We start from the raw sequence: 21,029 nt of genomic DNA, 5'->3' as shown, positions 1-21,029 counted from the left end.
GAGGAAACACTGGAAAAACTTATGTTAAGGGTTTTGAAGATGAGAGGATATGCAAAATATTTAGGTATTAACCTTAAAGAAATAGATAGATCAAATACTGGCGCAATAGCTTCAAAAGGAGAAGTTACACAAATTTATTAATAGATAAATATTCTATAGGCATTTGCAAAATGACTTAAAAAATCAGATGTAAAAAGTTAGAAGAGATGTAAAATGGACTTTGATAACTTAAGAGGGATATATGTTAGTGATTTGACTGAAAAACCAGAACCTTGTTGATGAAATTACAGCACAAATAAGCTTATGTATAAGACATAAGTTTCAAGAGTAAGTTAGTAAATCAAGCGATTAAAGGTTTTAAACTACGTATATACTTGTGCTCATGAATTTTATCTGCAAGTATTACAGTAATTAGTTGTGTGATACCTGCGAGATATAAATCTGCTTTAATAGTTAGGTTGTCTCTTGTTTTAAGATTACCACAGGCCATAGGCTCCTTAAGGTATTGAATGTTTTTTTCTACTACAGTCCTAATTTTGTAGTCAGAAATCCATTCGTCAGAGCCTCTAATCACACCTGGATACATGCGTTTATCCATGGCAGGAGATGTGAAGGTTACACGACCGCAAGGCTTGCCATTACAGGGGTTATCACAAGAAGTAACCCATTTACCTTTAATTAGTTTTGCCTGTGGGCACCGCCATTTGAATCTTTCGATTCTTCCTTCTTCTCGGCTCCAGCCATTTGGTTTCATTGGTACAGAAGAATCTTTAGAGCAAAGTGGCCCACCATCATCATTGTATTTAATAGGCGGAAGATTAGGGTTTGAATTTCTGGAATTCAAAGGTATTAGAGCCCTTTGAAACTTGAGTTCATCTAAGAGCAATGTGTAGGTATCGCACGTATCAAAATAGAATCACCAAGGAAAGTGCTTGGTTTAAAATCCGGGTGAAGAGTAAAGAAGTCTGCAAATACTGGTTTAAGGGATTTGGAATCACTAATAGATTTATCTTCGTCTGGAGAATCCGATTTTTTCTCAATGTGCATTTCAGGATGTTTCTTTTTGAAGTCACTATCCAAAAAGGCAATATGTCTTGGAATGCCGAGGCCGTTGGTGATAATGCCAAACTTGTAGACATAGCAGAAGTAGCCGTTTATGTAGAGTTGCTTGATTTCTTTGTTTGCAGAGGCTGAAGAAGGCATAAGGCTATAAGCCATTTTATATACATCGACATCAGGCTTGTCCTTGTAGAAAGCCTTGAGTTTTTTATGATAGAATTTATGAACTTTGGGTTATTCTCAGTTACAAAGGTTTCAATACCTGAAGTATCATAAGCGATAGTGGATGCAAGAGTAGTGTTAATTTCCTGGCAAATAGGTTCTGTAATATCTACAAGGTGGTTAAAGAAGTTTTCCAGGTAAATAACGAAATCTTGTTTGAACCGTGTAAACTGAGAGTTATGAGGGACGTCTGGAAGGCCACAGAATTCACGGGCTTCATGGCATAAATTAAGAAAAATAATGAGTAGCGAAACTGTAGGAATGCCAAGAATTTTCTGCAGAACTAATGCTGAAAGCATTGAAGAGAGTGAATATTTACGGTCTCTCCCTAGAGTTTTGTGGTAAGACCAATAAAAATCCTGTGGTATAAGCGAAGATAAATCAAGATGTTGTGAGAGTAGCTTAAGAAATTTTGGCTTATTATTTTGAAAAACATCTTTACATTCTTCGAATGTGTCAGCAAAAGAAATTTGTTTATAAAGTTTTACCATTTGTTTTCCCCTTCTCTTGTTTAAAATTGGATTAGATACCTATATTTTACTAGAAGCAGAGGGGGAAAACAATAAAAATATCAATTTGAAATGCAGTAAATTCAAGCGTTATAGCATTTCGCAAATAACTACGAATAGTTAGTTAAGGGGGGATAAGTCTTTGGGTTTTAAAATTCCTTTTCTTGCCAGAAGTCAAGCTGAAGGCGATGGCGTAAACGGTATTCTGGTTGAGATTAAAAGTGGAAATACTCAACTTAAAGAGAAATTTATAAGCGATTATAAGCCATTTGTTATAAAGGCTGTTTTTAACGCGACCGGAAAGCGTGTGGAGGTTGAAAATAGTGAAGAGTATAGTATTGGCCTTTTGGCATTTAACGAAGCAATAGACAGCTTTGATTTTTCAAAGAATAAAAACTTTTTCGGTTTTAGTGAGCAGGTAATAAAACGTCGGATTATTGACTATTCCAGGAAAAACAGGGAAACACAAAATAAGGTATTTCCATTTACATACTTTAGTGATGAACAGAGCAATGATTTTGAAGAAAGATATTTGACGTCAGATTTTACAAATGAGTTTAGCAATATAGAAGTAAAAGAAGATATATTGATTTTTAAAGATAAACTGAGACAGTACGGGATTTCTTTCAGAGATCTTTTGACTTGTGCCCCAAAACATAAGGATTCCAGAGTAATGTGTATAAGGATTGCAAGAGTTATAGCAAGAGATGAGAAACTGCTTAACAAAATGGAAAAAACTAAAACTCTCCCAATTCAAGAACTGCTGAAGGTTATAAATGTGTACCGTGGAACACTTGAAAAAAACCGCAAGTTTATAATTGCGCTCTGCGTGATTATGACCAGCAGTCTGGAAGTTATGAACGGCTATATAAGTCAAACTGAGGAGGGAGGGGATGCAAATGTATAATGTCGGTACGATTATAGAACTGGCACAAGATGGTGCAATAGTAATGGTCAGTGACTGCGATTTTGTTCTGATCAGAAAGAAAAAAGGAATGTTTTTAGGTCAGCAGGTGAAGTTTTCAGATTCGGATATAAAGAATCCAAATAAAGGTACTATAAAAAGAGTTTCTGCCATTGCGGGTATTGCTGCTGCGCTGATAATGATTTTCATGGCAGTATTCCAGTTTATGCAAAAGAGTCCGATTGACAGGACTTATGCATTTGTAGACATTGATATAAACCCCAGTTTGGAATTGCTGATTGACAGAAATAATTCAGTTGTTGGAATTAAGGAAATAAACAAGGATGCAGAAACTCTTCTTGAGGATAATAATTTGAAGGGAATGCCTATAGATTATGCAATTGAAAAGGTATTTGAGCTTGCTCATGACCGGGGGTTTGTTTATGAAGACAAAGAGAATTTGGTTCTTATTTCATTGGCTTTAAACCCTAAGGCAGGTAAAAAAGGTGACGAAGAACAAAAACTTGAGGAACTTTTAGCACAAATAGAGGTGGAAGCAAATGAGGATAAGATTATTAAGCCAGTGGTGATTACAGTTCCTGAATCCACTAAAAAGTCTGCTGACATAAACGATCTATCGACAGGAAGACAATATATTTACGAAAAATCCAAAGAGCAGTCAAATGAGATTGATTTGGTAGAAGCGAAGGAAAGTCCTATTGAAGATTTGCTTAGTGAGGTCAAAATTGTATTTGAGGAAGACAATGCGAGTATAAACGGACAAAGTCAAATTCCAACATCGCAGCCTACACTTGTGCCGACACCGAAGGCTGTAGTTACTTCTACACCAGCAGTTAGTTCGTCTATGTCTGTTGCTGTAAAAGCATCAACAACACCAACTGCAACAGTTGCTCCTAAACTTACAGCAAAGCCAACGCTTAAGGCTACACCAAAACCTGCGGCTAAATCGACAGCTTCCAAATTAAGCTATGAGTATGCAAAAATATCCGGAAAGGCTGATGGTGGTAAAATATATCTAAAATGGAAGCCGGTAAGCAATAGTAATGGATTTAAGTATTATAAGGTTGTTGCATCTAGGAGCGATGTAAAGCCTAAATATCCTGAAAATGGTTATCTTTATGTAATTACAGATGTTAACTCGACTTCTGCAGTAGTAGATAATTCTCAGTCATACACCAATGGAGATTTTGGCAGTTACTTTAAAAATGGCGAAAAGTATTACTTTAGTATAACCACAGTGTATGAAGACAGAGTAGTTGCGGGAGACGTAATTGTTCTGACGTACCCGGGAGAAAGTGTTGGCACAAATAGTTCAACTAGTGCAAGCAGCACTCTCACGCCTAAAGTATCGGCGACAGTAAAAGATGGCAAGGTCTACCTAAAATGGAATCCTATTTATGTGGAAGGATTCAATTATTACAAGGTTGTTATTTCAAAAAGCAACCCGAGACCCAAATATCCGGATGATGGATACATGTATTACACTACAAATCCTGATGAAACTTCTTTTACCGTTGATAAGTCTATGCCATACAATGGAGGGGATTTTGGAGGTACTTTGCAATCCGGACAGAAGTATTACTTCAGTATAACTATGGTTTACAACGGGAATAGTGTTGCCGGAAATGCGATACAATTAACTATTCCATAAAAAAAGTTTACACCTACACTATGAAAAAATTTTTAATTTACGAATGAGTAAAATAGTTGATAAAAAGAATAGGAGTGTGGGATATATGTTAAGAAAAAAAACTATTATCATCTTGGTAGCTTTGATAATGATTCTTACTCAATCGGGTTTTTCTGTGTTAGCGCAAAACTATTATGAAGATACTGCGGATACTGATTTTTCAGATCTGCCTTCATCTCATTGGGCTTACGATGCAGTAAAATGGATGGATAGAAATGAAATAATTTCAGGATACCCGGACAATACATTTAAACCTAATAAAGTTGTAACAAGGGCAGAATTTGCAGTAATTATGGTTAAAGCTCTGAACCTTCCATTAAAGACATCTGAGGAAGAGACTTTTATAGATATGCCAAAAGATAATTGGGCTTATAGCTATGTTGAATCCGCCAAGTATTATCTCACCGGATTCAGAACTTCAAAGGGCGACCGATTCTGGCCAGGCAGGGAATCAGTAAGGGAAGATATGGCAGTTGCTTTGGTAAAAGCAATGAAGTACCAGGACGAAGAGGTTGATGAATCAATATTGGACAACTTTAGTGATAAGGATTCAATTTCCCCGGAATTAAGAAAATACGTTGCTATTGCTGTTGAACATAACATAATGAAGGGTAATCCTATTGGAGGCAGTGAACTTAAGGCTTTCAGGCCTCAGAATTATTTAACAAGAGCGGAAGCTGCGGTATTGGTTTATAATACGCTTCAGATGACTCTCGACGAAGAAAAGATTACATATGATGAATTCATAAGCACTCCTGTTACGGAGGAAGCAACTGAAGAACTTGAGTTGGATGAGGATGGAAGTATTTACAACTATAATGCTCCGGTTGTGCAGGGAAAAGTTGTTGATGGAAAAGTGGTATTAAATTGGACAAAGGCTTCTGAAGATGGATTTACCTACTATAAGGTTGTAGCATCGCAAAGCAATTCATCACCGAGATATCCTCAGGATGGCTATTTATACTATATTACAGATAGGTCTCAGACAAGCGTTACTTTAAACAGTGAAGATTGTTATAACGGTGGTGATATCGGAGGAAAGCTTGTTCCGGGTAAAAGCTATTATTTTAGCATAACAACTGTTTATGGTGATGAAAAGGTTCCCGGCAATGCAGTGTTGCTTAAATATCCTTCCGCAAGTAATGTTTCCAGCTCAGTCAAGGTAACTGGAAAAGTAGTAGATGGACATATTGTTTTGCAATGGACTCCGGTAACATCATCAGGATTCAACTATTATAAGGTAGTTATTTCAAAAGATGTTTCCAATCCTAAATATCCGGAAGATGGTTATCTCTATTATTTTACTGATGTGAATAAAACATCTTGCGTAATAGATAACAGTTCTGCTTATAATGGCGGAAGTTTTGGAGAATATCTTGTACCCGGTCAAAAATATTATTTTAGTATAACTGCTGTATTTGGCGATAGAAAGATAGTTGGTAATGCAATACAGTTAACTTATCCAGAATAATGGATTTTGTTAGTATTTTGATAAATACAAGGGACAAGGAGCTTTTAGCTTATGGTAGATTATTTGAAAAATCACGAGAAGTTTGTAACAGAAGCATTGGAAAAAAATGAGGACTTCGATTGGGAGTGGCTGAGAGACTATCACAAAACCCAGATAGAGTACCTCCAGCATGAAAGACTGATACATCTGATGGTAACGCTGGCTTTTGCCTTGTTGTTTGTTACAACGATTATGTTTGCAGTGTGTTTTGAAAAGATTATAATTTTGCCTGTAAGTTTATTGCTTTTAGTTTTACTAGTGCCATACATAGCCCATTATTTTAAATTGGAAAATGGTGTTCAGAGATGGTATGGATTATATAACAAGATTGATGAAAACTGTAGAAGAAAGCTTTAAATTAGATAATATTAAATACTAAGTCCGTATTATAGAAATAATAATCAAATAACCGATATAAGACAGGAGCTTAAGGTTATATCCTTGAGCTCCTGTCTTCTGTTTGTTTATATAAAACGTGGAAACGCAAGAAGTCACTTTAGAATAGTAAATATTTTACGCAATCTATCTATATCACTTTCATTAGCTGGAGGAGTATCATAGAGTTTATAATCAAGTTCAAGCTCTTTCCATTTGTACTCTCCGATTTTGTGAAAGGGGAGTAGTTCAATATTTTCAATGTTTGAAAGACCTGCTATAAATTTGCTGAGTTTTTTTACATCCGGTTCATAATCAGTAAGGCCGGGAACAACTACATACCTTAACCATACAGGAATTTTTCTGCTATCTAGGTGTTTGGCAAAGCTGAGAACATTTTTGTTACTACATCCTGTCAGTGATTTGTGCTTCTGTTCATCTATGTGTTTTATATCAAGAAGTACTAGATCTGTGTAATCCAAGAGTGTGTTGACAATATCTGAATTACTGTCTACAAATCCATTTGTATCAATTGTTGTATGAATGCCTTCTTCCTTACATTTCTTAAAAAGCTCGGTAATAAATTCTGCCTGAAGAAGTGGTTCGCCGCCTGAAACTGTTACACCACCTCCGGAGTTTTTGAAGTAGGGGATATACCTTCTGATTTTATCAAACACCTCGTCAACGGAATATAAAATCCCTCTGTCATTACTCCAGGTATCCGGGTTGTGGCAGTAAAGGCAGCGAAAAGGACAGCCCTGCATAAAGATTACAAATCTTATACCAGGACCGTCAACAGTACCAAACGATTCAAATGAATGTATTCTGCCTTTAATAGTCATATAATCACCTTTACATAGCGTTATGGAAGGTTCTGGCTATAACTTCCAGCTGTTGCTGTTTGGTCAGCCTAATAAAGTTAACAGCATAACCGGATACCCTTATTGTAAGTTGAGGGTAGTTGTAAGGGTCTTCCATTGCTTTTTCCAATACTATTCTTTCAAACACATTAATATTTACATGATGTCCGCCCTGTATGAAATAACCGTCAAGAAGAGCAACCAGATTATTCATTCTAGCATTTGTTTCTCTTCCAAGTGAACGGGGGACAAGGGTCAAAGTCAGTGAAATTCCATCCATACAGTACTCGTATGGAATTTTAGCTAATGAGTTCAAAGCCGCCAAAGCTCCCATTTTATCTCTGCCGTGCATTGGATTTGCACCTGGTGCAAACGGTTCACCTTTCTTTCGTCCGTCAGGGGTTGAACCGGTCTTTTTACCATAGACAACATTTGATGTAATTGTCAGTATTGAGAGAGTGTGCACAGCATTTCTATAGGTTTCGTTTTCCTTAAGGTCATTATAAAAGTCTTTAACTACTTCTGTGGCAATACTGTCAACTCTGTCATCATCGTTACCGAATTGAGGATAATCCCCCTTGATTTCAAAGTCAGTAATCAGACCTCTTTCATCCCTGATTACTCTTACATAGGTGTACTTTATAGCACTTAACGAATCAACCAATACAGATAACCCTGCAATACCAAATGCCATTAGCCTGTTCACATCGGTATCGTGGAGAGCCATCATGAGCCTTTCGTAAGCGTATTTATCATGCATGTAATGTATCACATTCATGGTATTGACATAAAGGCTCGTCAACCATTTCTGCATTTCTTTGAATCTGCTCATTACCTTATCGTAATCAAGGTATTCATCGGGGTAAGGCTCAAATTCAGGAGCCACTTGTTCGCCGTATATTTCATCTTTCCCTCCGTTTAGGGCAAGTAGTAAAAGTTTTGGCAGGTTACAGCGTGCGCCAAAGTATTGCATGTCTTTTCCTACACGCATTGCTGATACACAGCAGGAAATACCGTAATCATCGTGAAAATGTGGTCTCATTACATCGTCATTTTCATATTGTATGGCACTCGTAACCATTGAAACCTTTGCACAAAACCTTTTAAAACCAATTGGCAGCTTCTGCGACCAAAGTATGGTTATATTAGGTTCAGGTGAAGGACCTAAATTGAGCAATGTTTGAAGTAATCGGAAGGATGTTTTGGTTACCATATGCCTTCCATCTTCACATATACCGCCTAAAGACTCTGTAATCCAAACAGGGTCGCCCGCAAAGAGCTCATTATAGTCAGGTGTTCTTAAGTGACGAATAAATCTCAACTTGATTATAAACTGGTCGATAAGTTCTTGGGCCTCTACTTCAGTAAGTGTACCAGCTTTAATATCTCTTTCAATATAAATATCAAGGAAGGTACTAACTCTTCCAAGTGAATTGGCAGCTCCATTTGTCTCCTTCATAGCACCTAGAAAAGCTAAGTAAGTCCATTGAACAGCTTCAAGTGCATTTTCTGCAGGTCTTGATACATCAAAACCGTAGGTTTTTGCCATTTCAATAAGGTCGTTCAATGAATTGATTTGTTCGGTTACTTCCTCTCTTAATCTGATAGTTTCTTCATTCATGCTCTTATTTAGAAGGATGTTTAGATCCTTTTTCTTTTCTTCAATAAGTGCATTTACACCATAAAGTGCAACTCGCCTGTAATCTCCTATTATTCTTCCGCGTCCGTATGCGTCAGGAAGGCCTGTTATAACGCCACATTTTCGTGCTTTTCTCATTTCTGGAGTATATGCATTGAAGACGCCTTCATTATGAGTTTTACGATAGTTCTCAAATATATTTTCAATTTTAGGCGACAGTTTATAGTTGTACTTCTCGCAGGCCTGTTTGGCCATTCTAATTCCACCATATGGCAGAACAGCTCTTTTAAGAGGTTTGTCTGTCTGAAGACCCTTAATAACCTCATACTTTTCGTCAATGTATCCAGGTGCATGGCTTGTAATACCGGATATAGTCTTTGTATCTACATTTAATACACCGTCCTTAAGACGTTCATCATTGAGGAGTTTCTTGCATTTGCTCCATAATTTTTTTGTCTTGATGCTTGAATCTACAAGAAATTCTTCTGTACCATCATAAGGGGTATAGTTTTTTACAATAAAATCTCTTACATCTATGTTGTTTTCCCAGTTTCCAGATACAAATCCGTTCCAAGCTTTTTGATCCATATTAAAAACCTCCTTAGGCTTGGTCTGACCTCGAATGCAGTATAAATAATTCTACGAGGCAAAGCTATATATTCTTAAATTTGATTTCTATAAAAGCTACAATATTACTTTATTCTTACCCTTAATAAAAACTAATAAAACAAAATCCCGGGAATATTCAGTTTAACTTGATACTAGAAAAAAATACTACAAAAATTCTCCAAACAAAAACCACCTGAGTACTTTTAGCTACCCAGGCGGTCGGTAAAATTAAGAATCATACTCCCTGTGGTAAAATCCACTTCCGCCAGTCATATGATCCATATTAACGGAAAATTGTCATAAAGGCTATTGAATAACCTCTATGAGTAGTATAGTTTTTGTTTTTCTTTTTGTCAACTAAAAAACCTATCCCAAATTGACCAAAAAAATTAGCTATGGCTTTATACCATAGCTAACCTTTATTATTCTTAATATTATTTCTTAGCAAGAACTTTCTTTAACTTTGTAAATCTAGGAAGTCCATCTTCCAATACTGGCTTGGATTCACCCTGGATTAAAGGAAGCGCATAGTTGATGAAGTCTTGTGTCAAGCCGTTTCCTTCCTTGTTGATCCATTCTCTTGGAATAGTCTTTTCAGTATTTGCAACATCTGTAAGGTTGATTAGCTTGGTAGTGCATTTATATTCAGTACCAGCAGCTCTTTCAAATGCTACCATGTAATCTGTCATACCTTCAACAGCATGCTTAACTGCCATCTGGCCTGCCATGTAAGCTTCGTTAACGTCTGTTAATGAACCAACGTGAGCAGCACATCTTTGAAGCAAGCTGAACTCGATTCCTCTAACTTTTGTTCCGAGCTTTTCTTTAGCAACGTTTGCAAGTATTGATGCAGCACCGCCAAGTTGAGCATGACCGAAGGAATCTTTTGCAAGGTTTGAACCCATTTCTGCAATATATCTGCCTTGCTCGTCTTTACAGCCTTCAGAAACAGCAACGATAACTTTACCGTTTTGTTTATATACCTTGCTTGTATCTTCAAGGAACTTCTCAATACTGAAAGGAAGTTCAGGCAAATAGATCAAATCCGGTCCATTTCCTTTGTGAGCAGCTAAAGCTGAAGCTGCAGTAAGCCAACCAGCGTTTCTACCCATAACTTCAAGAACTGTTACCATTCCTGTGTCATAAACTCTTGCATCATGGTATACTTCCATAGTTGATGTAGCTATGTATTTTGCAGCGCTACCGTAACCTGGACAGTGGTCTGTTCCAAAAAGGTCGTTGTCGATAGTCTTTGGAACACCCATAACTCTACATTCGTAGCCAACCTTCTGCATGTACTTGCTTACTTTGTTGCAAGTGTCCATGGAGTCGTTTCCACCATTGTAGAAGAAATATCTGATGTTGTATTTTTTGAATACTTCTAAAAGTCTCTTATAATCTGTCTCATCTACATCAGCACTCTTAAGTTTGTATCTAACTGAACCTAAAGCGGATGATGGTGTAGTCTTCATTAAATCCAATTCATAGGAATCTTCTTTGCTCATGTCATAGAATTGTTCATCTAAAACACCTTTAATTCCATGTGCTGCTCCATAAACAGCTGTAATGCAATCTTGCTTTAATGCTTCCTGGATAACTCCAGCAGCACTAGCGTTAATAACTGATGTAGGGCCACCTGACTGGCCGAACATACATGCTCCTTCCAAACGGCTCATAATATAACCTCCTTGAAATATATAAATAAGTTATCGATTAGACCAAAATATATTGTTACCAAAAACAACATGGTCAAAACAAAATCAAATAAAAATATAACACAATTTAGCATGAAATGCAATTATCCTTGATAAAATATTATCAATTAATTTTTAATTATACCTTGATTTTCAATTTGAATCTGATAAAATTATAATGATAAAAATCTAACAAGATTTGTTTATTAACTAAATTAAATATAAGGAGTGGAGAAAATGCCATTAGTTACAAGTAAAGAAATGTTTAAAAAGGCATACGAAGGCGGATACGCTATAGGTGCATTCAATGTTAACAACATGGAAATAGTTCAGGGAATAACTGAAGCAGCAAAGGAAGTTAATGCTCCATTAATTCTTCAAGTTTCAGCAGGAGCTAGAAAGTATGCAAATCATACATACTTAATGAAACTTATTGATGCAGCTATAATAGAAACTGGTCTTCCAATCTGTGTACACCTTGACCATGGTGATACATTTGAACTCTGTAAATCATGTATAGATGGTGGATTTACATCAGTTATGATAGATGGTTCACATCATTCATTCGAAGACAACATCAAATTGACAAAACAGGTTGTTGAATATGCACATGATAAAGGCGTTACTGTTGAAGGTGAACTTGGAAGACTTGCAGGTATCGAAGATGCAGTTAACGTATCTGATGCAGATGCAGCATTTACAGATCCTGATCAGGTTCAAGAATTCGTTGAAAAGACAGGCGTTGACTCTTTGGCAATAGCAATCGGAACAAGCCATGGAGCATTCAAATTCAAAGGTGAAGCAAGATTAAGATTTGATATATTGGAAGAAGTTCAAAAGAGACTTCCAGGTTTCCCAATCGTATTACACGGAGCATCATCAGTTATGCCTGAATATGTTGAAATGATCAACAAATTCGGCGGTAATATGCCTGGTGCAAAGGGTGTTCCTGAAGAAATGTTAAGACAAGCTGCTAAAATGGCAGTTTGTAAGATAAACATTGACTCTGACTTAAGACTTGCTTTAACAGGAAGCATCAGAAAGTACTTTGCTGAAAATCCATCACACTTTGACCCAAGACAATATCTTTCACCAGCTAGAGCAGCTATTAAAGACGTTGTTAAACACAAACTTATCAATGTATTGGGTTGCGACGGTAAAGCTTAATATTTATATTCAATATAGAATAAAAGGTGGGGGTATACCTCACCTTTTGCTATATAGACAGGAGTTTGTATTATGGAAAACAATGATTCTGTTAATAATGAAAGTAATAAAAAAATTGACTATAAGGAAATACTCAGTTGGATTAAATACATAGCATCAGCGGTATTAATTGCTTTATTCTTAACCAATTTTGTAATTATAAATGCCTTTATACCTACAGGTTCAATGGAAAATACAATAATGCCCGGAAACAGGGTTATTGCCACCAGGCTGCATTACCTTTTTGCGAAGCCTGAGAGAGGGGACATTGTTGTATTTAAGTTTCCTGATGATGAGAAGACGAATTTTGTTAAAAGAGTAATAGGCTTGCCGGGAGAAACAGTTGAAATAAAAGCTGGAGAAGTGTATATTGATGGTGTCAAACTTGAAGAATCTTACCTCAAAGAAGAAATGAGGCGTGAAGATAAAGGACCTTATGTTGTTCCAGCGGACAGCTACTTTATGATGGGGGATAATAGAAACGACTCAAAGGATTCAAGGTATTGGCTGACAACTAATTATGTTCATAAGAGTAAGATTTTAGGCAGGGTTGCCTTTGAATATTTCCCAAGAATAAAATGGTTGTGGTAATAGGTGGTAAAGACTTCACTGTTTGTCATGTGAAGTCTTTTTTGCAATTCTTGGGTACATTTTATAGAGTTAATTTGCTTTAGTCCTGTTCCTGAACTTAATAATTACTGTAATTGTTAAAGTCATAATAATTATAAACAGAATTAATAATTTAAAAGTAATATCAGTGATTGTTTCTTCTTTAGCAGATTGTCTTTCCCTATGGTATAATACAAATGTAGTTATTTAAATTCATGGTTTTTGCTACCATCTGCATTATCAACGGACCTCAGAAAGCTTGCTTGCATGCTTTCTTCCTATGACTTCCTTAATTTTCCTTTTTCCATGCCTCCAGCCCCTTGGCTTCACCAAGTTCTAATATCATCGACAGTAACTGAAATGAACTTAGCGTTATCATTGCTTCCTTGCCCTCCGAGTCTCCAAAAACCGCTGTGAATTCTGGAAAGTGAATGTCGAGCCATTGCATTATATTGTTTTGCATAACTTTTACAGCCTATTACATGGTTATATATTTTAACTAAATTACGCAGTTCAGAATGAATACCAGTTGCTACGTTAAACAAAAAAATAAAAAAATGTATAATTGACAAAAAAAAAAAAAGTAATACAATTAATCCATAAATGGTTAATGATGTATAAGGAGGCGAAAATTTGATTTACTTAATAAAACTAAGGAGGAGTACTGATATGAAAAAGGGATTGTTTTTAATTTTAATTGGTTTATGTTGCACAGTATTTTCATTTAACTGTTTTGCATCTAATTATGCACTTCATGTTTGGGGATACAATAGTACGAGTGTAGACATAAACTTGTACAATTTGAGCAGTGTTTATTCTACAGCTTTTAGTAATGCAAAGAGTTCATGGAATAATGTTGACACACCCTGTAGTATATATTCATCCCCATATAGCAGTAATTATATATATGATATAGCTTATAATAGTACATATTTATCGCAGTATTTAGTGTACGAAAATGATTATACGGATCCAGATCACATAACAACTCGTTTCAACATCAAAATAAATAATAATTACGTAATGACTATGCAAACACAAGAAAAGGGAAGTATTATCGCTCACGAAATTGGACATGCATTTGGACTTAATGATTATGATGCAGTATCTACTGTACTGATGTCTCATACCAGAAACAGATATTCGCTGTATAGTCCAAAAACTGGGGATATAGAAGGCGTAAATGCTAGTTGGTAATAATATTAATAAATGGAGGTATCTTTATTATGAAGAAGATTTCTTTTATAATAATAACAACATTGGTAATATCGGCAATTTCAACAGTAAGTTTTTTGTATTTTAGACAAGAACCCAAAAGTATTGCAAGTTCATCAAAGAATATGAAAACAGTAACATCTGTTTTTGATTGGATGAGGTATTCAGATATAGAATCTTTAGTTGAAGCATCTGATCTGATTATAATAGGTGAAGTTAAAAAGCCGGAAAAGGAAACAGTAAAAATTTATCCAAATGACTCTAGATATACTAAGGAGGAAATGGATAAGTTAGAAGCTTATGAAATTTGCACATTATCAGATATTAAAGTTAAGAAAGTACTAAAAGGAAATTTAGAGATAGATAAAACTATTGAACTGAAAGATTTTGGTGGTGTATATGAGGATGTAAAGTATGTAGATGCTAATAACAAAAAAGACCTTATAACAGGAAGTAAGTACCGTTTGTTATTTTTGAAAGATTATACACGAAACACTCCTGATGCTCCATATTGTGTATTGAACCCATATGAGGCACATATTGAATTAATGGATGTTGAATTCCAAAATAATGAAATTGATTTTGCTAAAGCAAAAGTTAAATCTACGGATAATAAGATATTTGAGGATAATTTACAGGTTTCAAAAGTGATTGAGGTTATTAATGAATGCATTTCTAAAAAATAAAAACTTAAAATAAGAAAATCAGTACAAAAAGACTTCGCCAATTGATTGACAGTGAAGTCTTTTTGTATTGTTATTTTTGAATTCATTAATTTGATTTAAAATTCCCTTTGGGTATAATCCATTGCTTATAAGTTAATAATACCTTTTGAGGTGTTTTATATGTCAAAAAAAGTAGGAATACCCAGAGCATTATTTTATTATCAATACTTTCCTCTTTGGAAGACTTTTTTTGAAGAGTTGGGAGCAGAAGTTGTGGTTTCCGGAAATACTTCAAAAACGATTATTAATAACGGGAGTAAGACGTGTGTTGATGAAGCATGTCTTCCAATTAAAATATTTTATGGTCATATAATTGACATAAAAGATAAGGTGGACTTTTTATTTATTCCCAGATTTACAAGTGTTTCGAAAGGTGAATATATCTGTCCCAAATTTGGTGGTCTCCCCGATATGGTGCGGAATACTTTTAGCAGTCTGCCTGAAGTGATTGATGCCGATGTGGATCTATGGAAAAAAGGGAGTAATCCTTTTATTCCTGCTTTTGAAGTTGGAAGCTATTTTTCTGCTGACAGAAGGCAGATCAGAATAGCATACCAGAAAGCTATTAAAGAGTTCAAGGAATATAGGTTAAAGGTTAAGGAAGGTATTCTGCCAGATGATATATTATTCAAAAAGCTTAGCCTGATAAAAAAGAATGATGAGCCCAGGCTGAATATTGCAGTAATTGGACATAGCTATAATATTTATGATGATTATGTAAATATGAATATGGCAAAAAAGCTCAAAAACAGTGGTGTTAATATAATTACGATTGACATGGTAGATAGTAGTATTATAAATGAAAAGCTAAAAACTCTGTCAAAAAAAATGTTTTGGAATTATGGAACCAGAGCAATGGGAAGTGCACTACATTTTTTAGACAGGAAGGATATAGATGGAATTATATACTTGATGAGCTTTGGATGCGGAATAGACTCATTTGTAGGTGACCTTATTGAAAGAAATGTGAGAAGAAAAAAGGACTTGCCGTTTATAGTTCTCACCATTGATGAACATTCCGGAGAAGCAGGTATAGATACAAGAATTGAAGCGTTTATAGACATGATTAGATGGAGGAATAAAAGTGAAAGTAACGTTTCCGCACATGGGTAATACGTACATTTCTGTAAAGGCGCTTTTGGATGACCTTGGAGTAGAATGTGTAATACCACCTTTCAACAACAAGAAAACACTTGAGTTAGGTACCAAGTATGCACCGGAAATGGCGTGCCTTCCGCTGAAAATTAATATCGGCAATTATATTGAAGCGTATAAACAGGGTGCAGATACTATTCTTATAACAGGTGGACGCGGGCCTTGCAGATTTGGGTATTACTGTGAAATGAGTAAAGAGATACTTGCAGATACGGATTACGATATGGATATTATTACGCTTGATGGCCCAAATGGAAACATAAAGGGGTTTTTAAACAGAATTAAGAAATTGGCAGGAGGCTTTAATGTTTACAAGATTATCAAGGTTATCAAAAGTACTACTATTGTTTCAAAAAGAGTTGATGAACTTGAAAAGCTGACTCTAAAAACACGACCGCGAGAATTAAAAAAGGGCTTGACGGACAAGATTTACAAGTCTTTTCAAGACAAAGTTAAAAGTGTACGTGGATCACAAGAGATTTTAAAGCTTTTGGAAGAGACTAAGAAGCAGTTGTTGGAGATTGAGATTGACAAGGAATTTGTTCCATTGAGGGTTGGAATAGTGGGAGAAATCTATACAACGATAGATTCGTTTACAAACTTTCATATAGAATCAATACTTGGAAATATGGGGATTGAGGTGGATAGATCCATTACAATAAGTGGATGGATAATTGAGCATATGCTGAAAAATATATTGCCTGCTAAAAAGGATCTTAGCTATAAGGAAGCGGCTGAGCCATATTTAGGCAGGATGATAGGCGGACATGCACAGGAGACAATAGGGAATACTGTCCTGTATGCGCAAAAAGGGTTTGACGGTGTTATACAGGTATATCCGCTTACGTGCATGCCCGAAATTGTTGCTGAAAGTATATTGCCTTCTGTTGAAAGGGATTATGATATGCCTGTTCTGACCTTGATAATTGATGAAATGACAGGTGAAGCAGGGTATCTGACAAGAATAGAGGCATTTGTTGATTTACTTACTAAAAGAAAGGAGAGAGTAGAATTTGGGAAAAACATCGCTTTATCTGGGAGTTGACGTAGGTTCAGTCAGCACAAATCTGGTTATTATAAATGGGGAAAATGAAGTAGTTGAGAAGTTGTACTTGAGAACAGGCGGTCAGCCTATAAATGCTTTAAGAACGGGTATGAAAATGCTTTCTGATAAGTTTGGAGCTAACACAGTAATCAGGGGAGTTGGTACCACAGGAAGCGGAAGACAACTTGCCAGTGTAATTATTGGCGCCGATATAATCAAAAATGAAATTACAACTCATGCCGTTGCAGCCCAGATGCTTGTTCCGGATGTAAAGACAATTCTTGAAATCGGCGGGCAGGATTCCAAAATTATAATACTTAAAAACGGAGTCATATATGATTTCGCGATGAACACAGTTTGTGCAGCAGGTACAGGTTCATTTTTGGACAGGCAGGCTGCAAGACTTGAAATTGCAATTGAAGATTTCGGAGCCTATGCTTTAAAGTCGAGTTCACCTGTAAGAATAGCGGGAAGATGTGCTGTATTTGCAGAGTCAGACATGATTCATAAACAGCAGACGGGGCATAGTACTGAAGATATAATAAATGGCTTGTGCGAAGCGCTTGTCAGAAATTATCTGAATAATCTTGCAAAAGGAAAGGACTTGGAGGACACTATTGTATTCCAAGGGGGAGTGGCCGCGAATGTTGGAATTGTAGCGGCGTTTGAAAGGGCTATAGGCAAGAAAATAATAATTCCCAAATACCATGATGTAATGGGTGCATACGGGGCTGCGCTTATAGCAAAGGAGAAGATGGAAAAAGGATCTCTTGCGTCGAACTTTTATGGCTTTGGAACTGCACAAAATGAATACAAGGCAAAAAGTATTGAGTGCAATGACTGTTCTAACCTGTGTGAAGTTATTGAGATTACTTCAAATAATGAGATACTTGCCCGTTGGGGTGATAGGTGCGGAAAGTGGACCGCTGCTAAGAAGGAGAAGGAAATCGTAAGCTAGAGTTTAGATCGTGAAATCAGCTATAGTAATGAGTGAAAAATTACTATAGCTGATTTTTTCGACTTATTAATCACCGTTTACTATTGAATCATAAAAATTTGTGTAGTCATAACGCTGATCTGCAAGGAAACCTATTGCTGATCTAGGATGTTGGTTTAATTGGCCCGTAAGCATGTAGGGTATATCAAATCCCCAGCTTACCTCACTTCTAAGTGCCGGAATATGTTTTTCTATGCACTCCAATATGGGTCTTAAATGGTATTTGGGATTCTTTAAGAAACCTAAAATCAATTCCATTGGGCAATTTCCAGCACCACGTCCAAGGCCGGCAATAGTTGCATCCACAAAACTTGTTCCCAGTATTATTGCTTCTATAGTGTTTGCATATGCAAGCTGCTGATTGTTATGGGCATGTATCCCTATCTTTTTACCTGCATCCTGAGCATACTTGAGGTATTTGGCAGTTAGCTTCTGAATGTCTTCAGAATAAAGAGACCCAAAGCTATCAACAACATAAATAACATCGACTTCAGTATTGGATAAGATTTCTAAAGCTTCATCCAAATCACTTTCTTTAAGTTGTGATGCGGCCATAATATTTATAGTGGTTTCATAGCCTTTATCGTGAGCATCTTTTATCATATCAATTGCTGTAGGTATCTGATGAACATAGGTGGCAACTCTCACCATGTCAATTACGCTTTGGCTTTTTGGAAGTATGTCTTCATGGTAATCAGTGCGTTCAGCATCTGCCATGACAGAAAGTTTTACTGCGGAAGGATTTTCGCCTACGATCTTTCTGATATCGTCCTCTTCACAGAATTTCCAAACGCCGAAATCACCTTTGGAAGCGATCTTTTTGGAGGTCTTATACCCCATTTCCATGTAGTCTACACCGGCTTCAATACATGCCGTATAGACTGCTTTTACGAATTCATCCTTAAAACCGAATTTGTTTACAAGTCCGCCATCTCTGATAGTGCAGTCCAGCACTTTTACATCAGGCCTATATGTCATCCATGTTCCCTTTTTCGAAATTACCTTACTTGTTGTTTCCATTTGACTCATCCTTTCAATTTTATAGAATTAAGAAGTTAATGTTTAATGTATAGACATAGAAAAAGTATGAATTTTAGTACCCTCACTCCTTTTTGTAATCTATTTGCAGAGTTAATAAATTCCTGATATTAATTCTTTTAAAACCAGGAAATACGCCAAAGGACTTTGTTATAAATAGAATGTTACAACAAAAAGTCCGTCAGAATAATAGCTCTGACAAATACACTGATTTTTAGGAGTAGGCCATTACCAGGATACAGCACCAATCGCTACATCATTAACAGCACACTCAGTATGTCTCTACATGGCATATCCACTCAAACTCTGGAACCTTTCCGAGAGCTTCTGAATAATGCCTTTTAAATTATAGGTTTGTATTGATGGAAACGGAGAACAACATTAAAGAATGTATTTGAAAAGTTTACATGACTTTTATTATTTACCGCTCCTACCATACTACCGTTCTACAAATTCTATTTTACCAGAAAAATTAGAAAATGCAAAACACTTTTTGAAAAATTACAAAATATTTCATAGAAGTTTAGAAAAGATTATAATAGAATAGATTTAAAATATTGACATTACTGAATTTAATTGGAGTGATTTTATGAGTATAAAAGCAAAAGATGAGGTTGTAGGGCTAATCAAAGAGAATAGAATTATTGCAATAATTAGAACTGACGAACAGGAAATAGCATTAAAAGCTGCTGAAGCAATGATTAGTGGAGGAATTAGTGTTCTTGAATTTTCCTATACAATGAGATTTGCAGGTGAACTGATTAAAGAGTTAAATGAAAAGTACGCAAAAAGAGGGGTAATAATTGGTGCAGGTACCATACTTGACCCTGAAACTGCAAAAATAGCTATTTCATCAGGCGCTCAATTTATTATTAGTCCATACCTTAATATAGAAACTGTTAAGATGTGTTTAAGATATAGAATTGCCTGTATTCCAGGAGCTATGACAGTCAAGGAAACTGCAGATTGTATGGAAGCCGGAGCCGATATGGTTAAAGTATTTCCGTCAGAGCTTTTTGGACCTGCTATAATAAAAGCCATAAAAGGTCCGTTGCCACAGGCTGCCTTAGTGCCTACCGGAGGCATTACACTGGAAAACATTAATACATGGTTTGATGCTGGAGCAGAAGCGGTTGGTATTGGTACAAACCTAATAAAGAAAGCCAGTGAAGGAGACTATGGAGCTGTAACTGAACGAGCTCATAGTTATGTAGAAAAAGTAACATCATATAAAACATTGCAGAGGTTATAATATTATAATGTGACAATAATAAAATCGAATTGATACATATGGATATTATAAGGAGATGGATTAAGCGGAATGAAGGACTACTTTGTTGACCTGCATGTTCATATTGGAAGATCATCCGGAGGCAATGAAATAAAAAGGGCTACTGCAAACAATCTCACATTCGAAAATATTGCCTATGATTCATATTACCGTTAACCTCAGTTAGATAGATGTGTAAATTATTTATTAGTGTTGTTAAGGTAACAACAGTTAGTGTGTGTAAAATATTAGTATAGCGAGACCTAATATATATCAAAATAAAACAATGGAATCTGGAGAAGGCCATTAATCAGAATAGTACTGAACATAGCACCAAAAGTTTACTATTCTTTGACAACTTAATACGATGAAGTATATCCACTTAACCAATAAAACAGGCATAAGGATATAGAAGCTGGCATTATAGCTGATAAAAAGTTTAGAAGCATACTAGAACCATTAGTTTTTCCTAAATATCCCGTGGTGAATAGTGACAGAGATATAGAAGTGTTCAGAATGATTTTTGAAGAACATCCATTATTTTTATACGGGTGCAGGTTGTGCACTAAATTTATAATAAAAAAGATTGTAAGTAACTTACTGGTGACACTAATGGGTTTTAGTTAAAAAGTATTGCAATTTTGTTGATAGTAAAATATAAGTAAGCGTAAAATACA

General features: G+C 35.8%; 21 protein-coding genes and 1 riboswitch. Of the genes, 13 read left to right on the top strand and 8 right to left on the bottom strand.

The features are described from left to right. Window positions 1-340 precede the first annotated feature (340 nt). From ACECE_RS32360 to ACECE_RS32350, 3 genes are read right to left on the bottom strand one after another with little or no spacing between them, the layout of a single operon-like run. A complete protein-coding gene (locus ACECE_RS32360) occupies window positions 341-844 on the bottom strand; it encodes a hypothetical protein (protein WP_407636663.1) in 504 nt (167 codons plus the stop codon). A 32-nt stretch (window positions 845-876) separates the two neighbouring features. Then, the gene (locus ACECE_RS32355) at window positions 877-1,203 is read right to left on the bottom strand and encodes a hypothetical protein (RefSeq protein WP_456049023.1); all 327 of its coding nucleotides are present in this window, start codon (window positions 1,201-1,203) and stop codon (window positions 877-879) included. Continuing rightward, complete coding sequence (locus ACECE_RS32350; RefSeq protein ID WP_407636661.1) at window positions 1,155-1,772, bottom strand: transposase; 618 nt, start codon at window positions 1,770-1,772, stop codon at window positions 1,155-1,157. Before ACECE_RS32350 ends, ACECE_RS32355 begins: the two co-directional genes overlap by 49 nt. Before the next feature lie 160 nt (window positions 1,773-1,932). Between ACECE_RS32350 and sigI the strand changes: the two genes are divergently transcribed. The 4 genes from sigI to ACECE_RS0214820 all read left to right on the top strand — a co-directional run bounded on the left by sigI (window position 1,933) and on the right by ACECE_RS0214820 (window position 6,272). Next, complete coding sequence (gene sigI, locus ACECE_RS0214835; protein WP_010248608.1) at window positions 1,933-2,697, top strand: RNA polymerase sigma-I factor; 765 nt, start codon at window positions 1,933-1,935, stop codon at window positions 2,695-2,697. After that, window positions 2,690-4,366 carry an anti-sigma-I factor RsgI family protein gene (locus tag ACECE_RS29465; RefSeq protein ID WP_010248606.1) on the top strand — a complete coding sequence of 559 codons (1,677 nt, stop codon included), beginning with the start codon at window positions 2,690-2,692 and terminating at the stop codon, window positions 4,364-4,366. The genes sigI and ACECE_RS29465 overlap by 8 nt, the downstream gene beginning before the upstream one ends. An 85-nt stretch (window positions 4,367-4,451) precedes the next feature. After that, window positions 4,452-5,876 carry an S-layer homology domain-containing protein gene (locus ACECE_RS27685; protein WP_010248603.1) on the top strand — a complete coding sequence of 475 codons (1,425 nt, stop codon included), beginning with the start codon at window positions 4,452-4,454 and terminating at the stop codon, window positions 5,874-5,876. A gap of 51 nt (window positions 5,877-5,927) precedes the next feature. Continuing rightward, entirely contained in the window at window positions 5,928-6,272 is a 345-nt protein-coding gene (locus tag ACECE_RS0214820) for a hypothetical protein (protein WP_010248601.1), read from the top strand. Between the two features lie 134 nt (window positions 6,273-6,406). Here the strand turns inward: ACECE_RS0214820 and pflA are convergent, their stop codons facing one another. From pflA to ACECE_RS0214805, 3 genes are all read right to left on the bottom strand, one after another. Then, entirely contained in the window at window positions 6,407-7,132 is a 726-nt protein-coding gene (pflA, locus tag ACECE_RS0214815; RefSeq protein WP_010248599.1) for a pyruvate formate-lyase-activating protein, read from the bottom strand. 10 nt (window positions 7,133-7,142) lie between these two features. Next, window positions 7,143-9,377: a formate C-acetyltransferase gene (gene pflB, locus ACECE_RS0214810; RefSeq protein WP_010248598.1), complete on the bottom strand. Its 2,235-nt coding sequence runs from the start codon at window positions 9,375-9,377 to the stop codon at window positions 7,143-7,145. 223 nt (window positions 9,378-9,600) lie between these two features. Next, a riboswitch (ZMP/ZTP riboswitch) is annotated at window positions 9,601-9,681 on the bottom strand. A gap of 151 nt (window positions 9,682-9,832) precedes the next feature. Next, window positions 9,833-11,074 carry a 6-phosphofructokinase gene (locus tag ACECE_RS0214805; RefSeq protein WP_010248596.1) on the bottom strand — a complete coding sequence of 414 codons (1,242 nt, stop codon included), beginning with the start codon at window positions 11,072-11,074 and terminating at the stop codon, window positions 9,833-9,835. Between the two features lie 255 nt (window positions 11,075-11,329). Between ACECE_RS0214805 and fba the strand changes: the two genes are divergently transcribed. Continuing rightward, window positions 11,330-12,259, top strand: coding sequence for a class II fructose-1,6-bisphosphate aldolase (fba, locus tag ACECE_RS0214800; RefSeq protein WP_010248595.1), 930 nt, complete (start codon window positions 11,330-11,332; stop codon window positions 12,257-12,259). A gap of 72 nt (window positions 12,260-12,331) precedes the next feature. After that, the gene (gene lepB, locus ACECE_RS0214795) at window positions 12,332-12,889 is read left to right on the top strand and encodes a signal peptidase I (protein ID WP_010248592.1); all 558 of its coding nucleotides are present in this window, start codon (window positions 12,332-12,334) and stop codon (window positions 12,887-12,889) included. A gap of 307 nt (window positions 12,890-13,196) precedes the next feature. On the opposite strand, the gene ACECE_RS32635 is transcribed toward lepB, so the two are convergent. Further along, window positions 13,197-13,355: a hypothetical protein gene (locus ACECE_RS32635; RefSeq protein WP_162862552.1), complete on the bottom strand. Its 159-nt coding sequence runs from the start codon at window positions 13,353-13,355 to the stop codon at window positions 13,197-13,199. Between the two features lie 221 nt (window positions 13,356-13,576). On the opposite strand from ACECE_RS32635, the gene ACECE_RS0214785 reads away from it, so the two are divergent. From ACECE_RS0214785 to ACECE_RS0214765, 5 genes are all read left to right on the top strand, one after another. Continuing rightward, on the top strand, window positions 13,577-14,104 hold the full coding sequence (locus ACECE_RS0214785; RefSeq protein WP_010248588.1) for a hypothetical protein: 528 nt from the start codon (window positions 13,577-13,579) through the stop codon (window positions 14,102-14,104). Between the two features lie 29 nt (window positions 14,105-14,133). Beyond that, window positions 14,134-14,808 (top strand): hypothetical protein, encoded by a 675-nt coding sequence (locus tag ACECE_RS0214780; RefSeq protein ID WP_010248586.1) that lies wholly within the window; start codon window positions 14,134-14,136, stop codon window positions 14,806-14,808. A gap of 159 nt (window positions 14,809-14,967) precedes the next feature. After that, the gene (locus ACECE_RS0214775; protein ID WP_010248584.1) at window positions 14,968-15,960 is read left to right on the top strand and encodes an acyl-CoA dehydratase activase-related protein; all 993 of its coding nucleotides are present in this window, start codon (window positions 14,968-14,970) and stop codon (window positions 15,958-15,960) included. After that, on the top strand, window positions 15,932-17,047 hold the full coding sequence (locus ACECE_RS0214770; RefSeq protein WP_010248581.1) for a hypothetical protein: 1,116 nt from the start codon (window positions 15,932-15,934) through the stop codon (window positions 17,045-17,047). Before ACECE_RS0214775 ends, ACECE_RS0214770 begins: the two co-directional genes overlap by 29 nt. Beyond that, on the top strand, window positions 17,016-18,005 hold the full coding sequence (locus ACECE_RS0214765) for an acyl-CoA dehydratase activase (protein ID WP_010248579.1): 990 nt from the start codon (window positions 17,016-17,018) through the stop codon (window positions 18,003-18,005). Before ACECE_RS0214770 ends, ACECE_RS0214765 begins: the two co-directional genes overlap by 32 nt. A gap of 66 nt (window positions 18,006-18,071) precedes the next feature. Here ACECE_RS0214765 and ACECE_RS0214760 read toward each other — a convergent pair whose 3' ends face one another. Continuing rightward, window positions 18,072-19,064, bottom strand: a complete 993-nt coding sequence (locus ACECE_RS0214760) for an aldolase catalytic domain-containing protein (protein WP_010248577.1) — start codon at window positions 19,062-19,064, stop codon at window positions 18,072-18,074. A gap of 607 nt (window positions 19,065-19,671) precedes the next feature. On the opposite strand from ACECE_RS0214760, the gene ACECE_RS0214755 reads away from it, so the two are divergent. Continuing rightward, window positions 19,672-20,334 (top strand): bifunctional 2-keto-4-hydroxyglutarate aldolase/2-keto-3-deoxy-6-phosphogluconate aldolase, encoded by a 663-nt coding sequence (locus tag ACECE_RS0214755; RefSeq protein ID WP_010248575.1) that lies wholly within the window; start codon window positions 19,672-19,674, stop codon window positions 20,332-20,334. A 69-nt stretch (window positions 20,335-20,403) separates the two neighbouring features. Then, window positions 20,404-20,529: a hypothetical protein gene (locus tag ACECE_RS30680; protein WP_010248573.1), complete on the top strand. Its 126-nt coding sequence runs from the start codon at window positions 20,404-20,406 to the stop codon at window positions 20,527-20,529. Window positions 20,530-21,029 lie beyond the last annotated feature (500 nt).

It is taken from the genome of Acetivibrio cellulolyticus CD2, from assembly GCF_000179595.2.
GTDB classification, from domain to species: domain Bacteria; phylum Bacillota; class Clostridia; order Acetivibrionales; family Acetivibrionaceae; genus Acetivibrio; species Acetivibrio cellulolyticus.
Note: the sequence above shows the minus strand (reverse complement) of the source record. Positions and strands in the feature narration are given on the sequence as shown.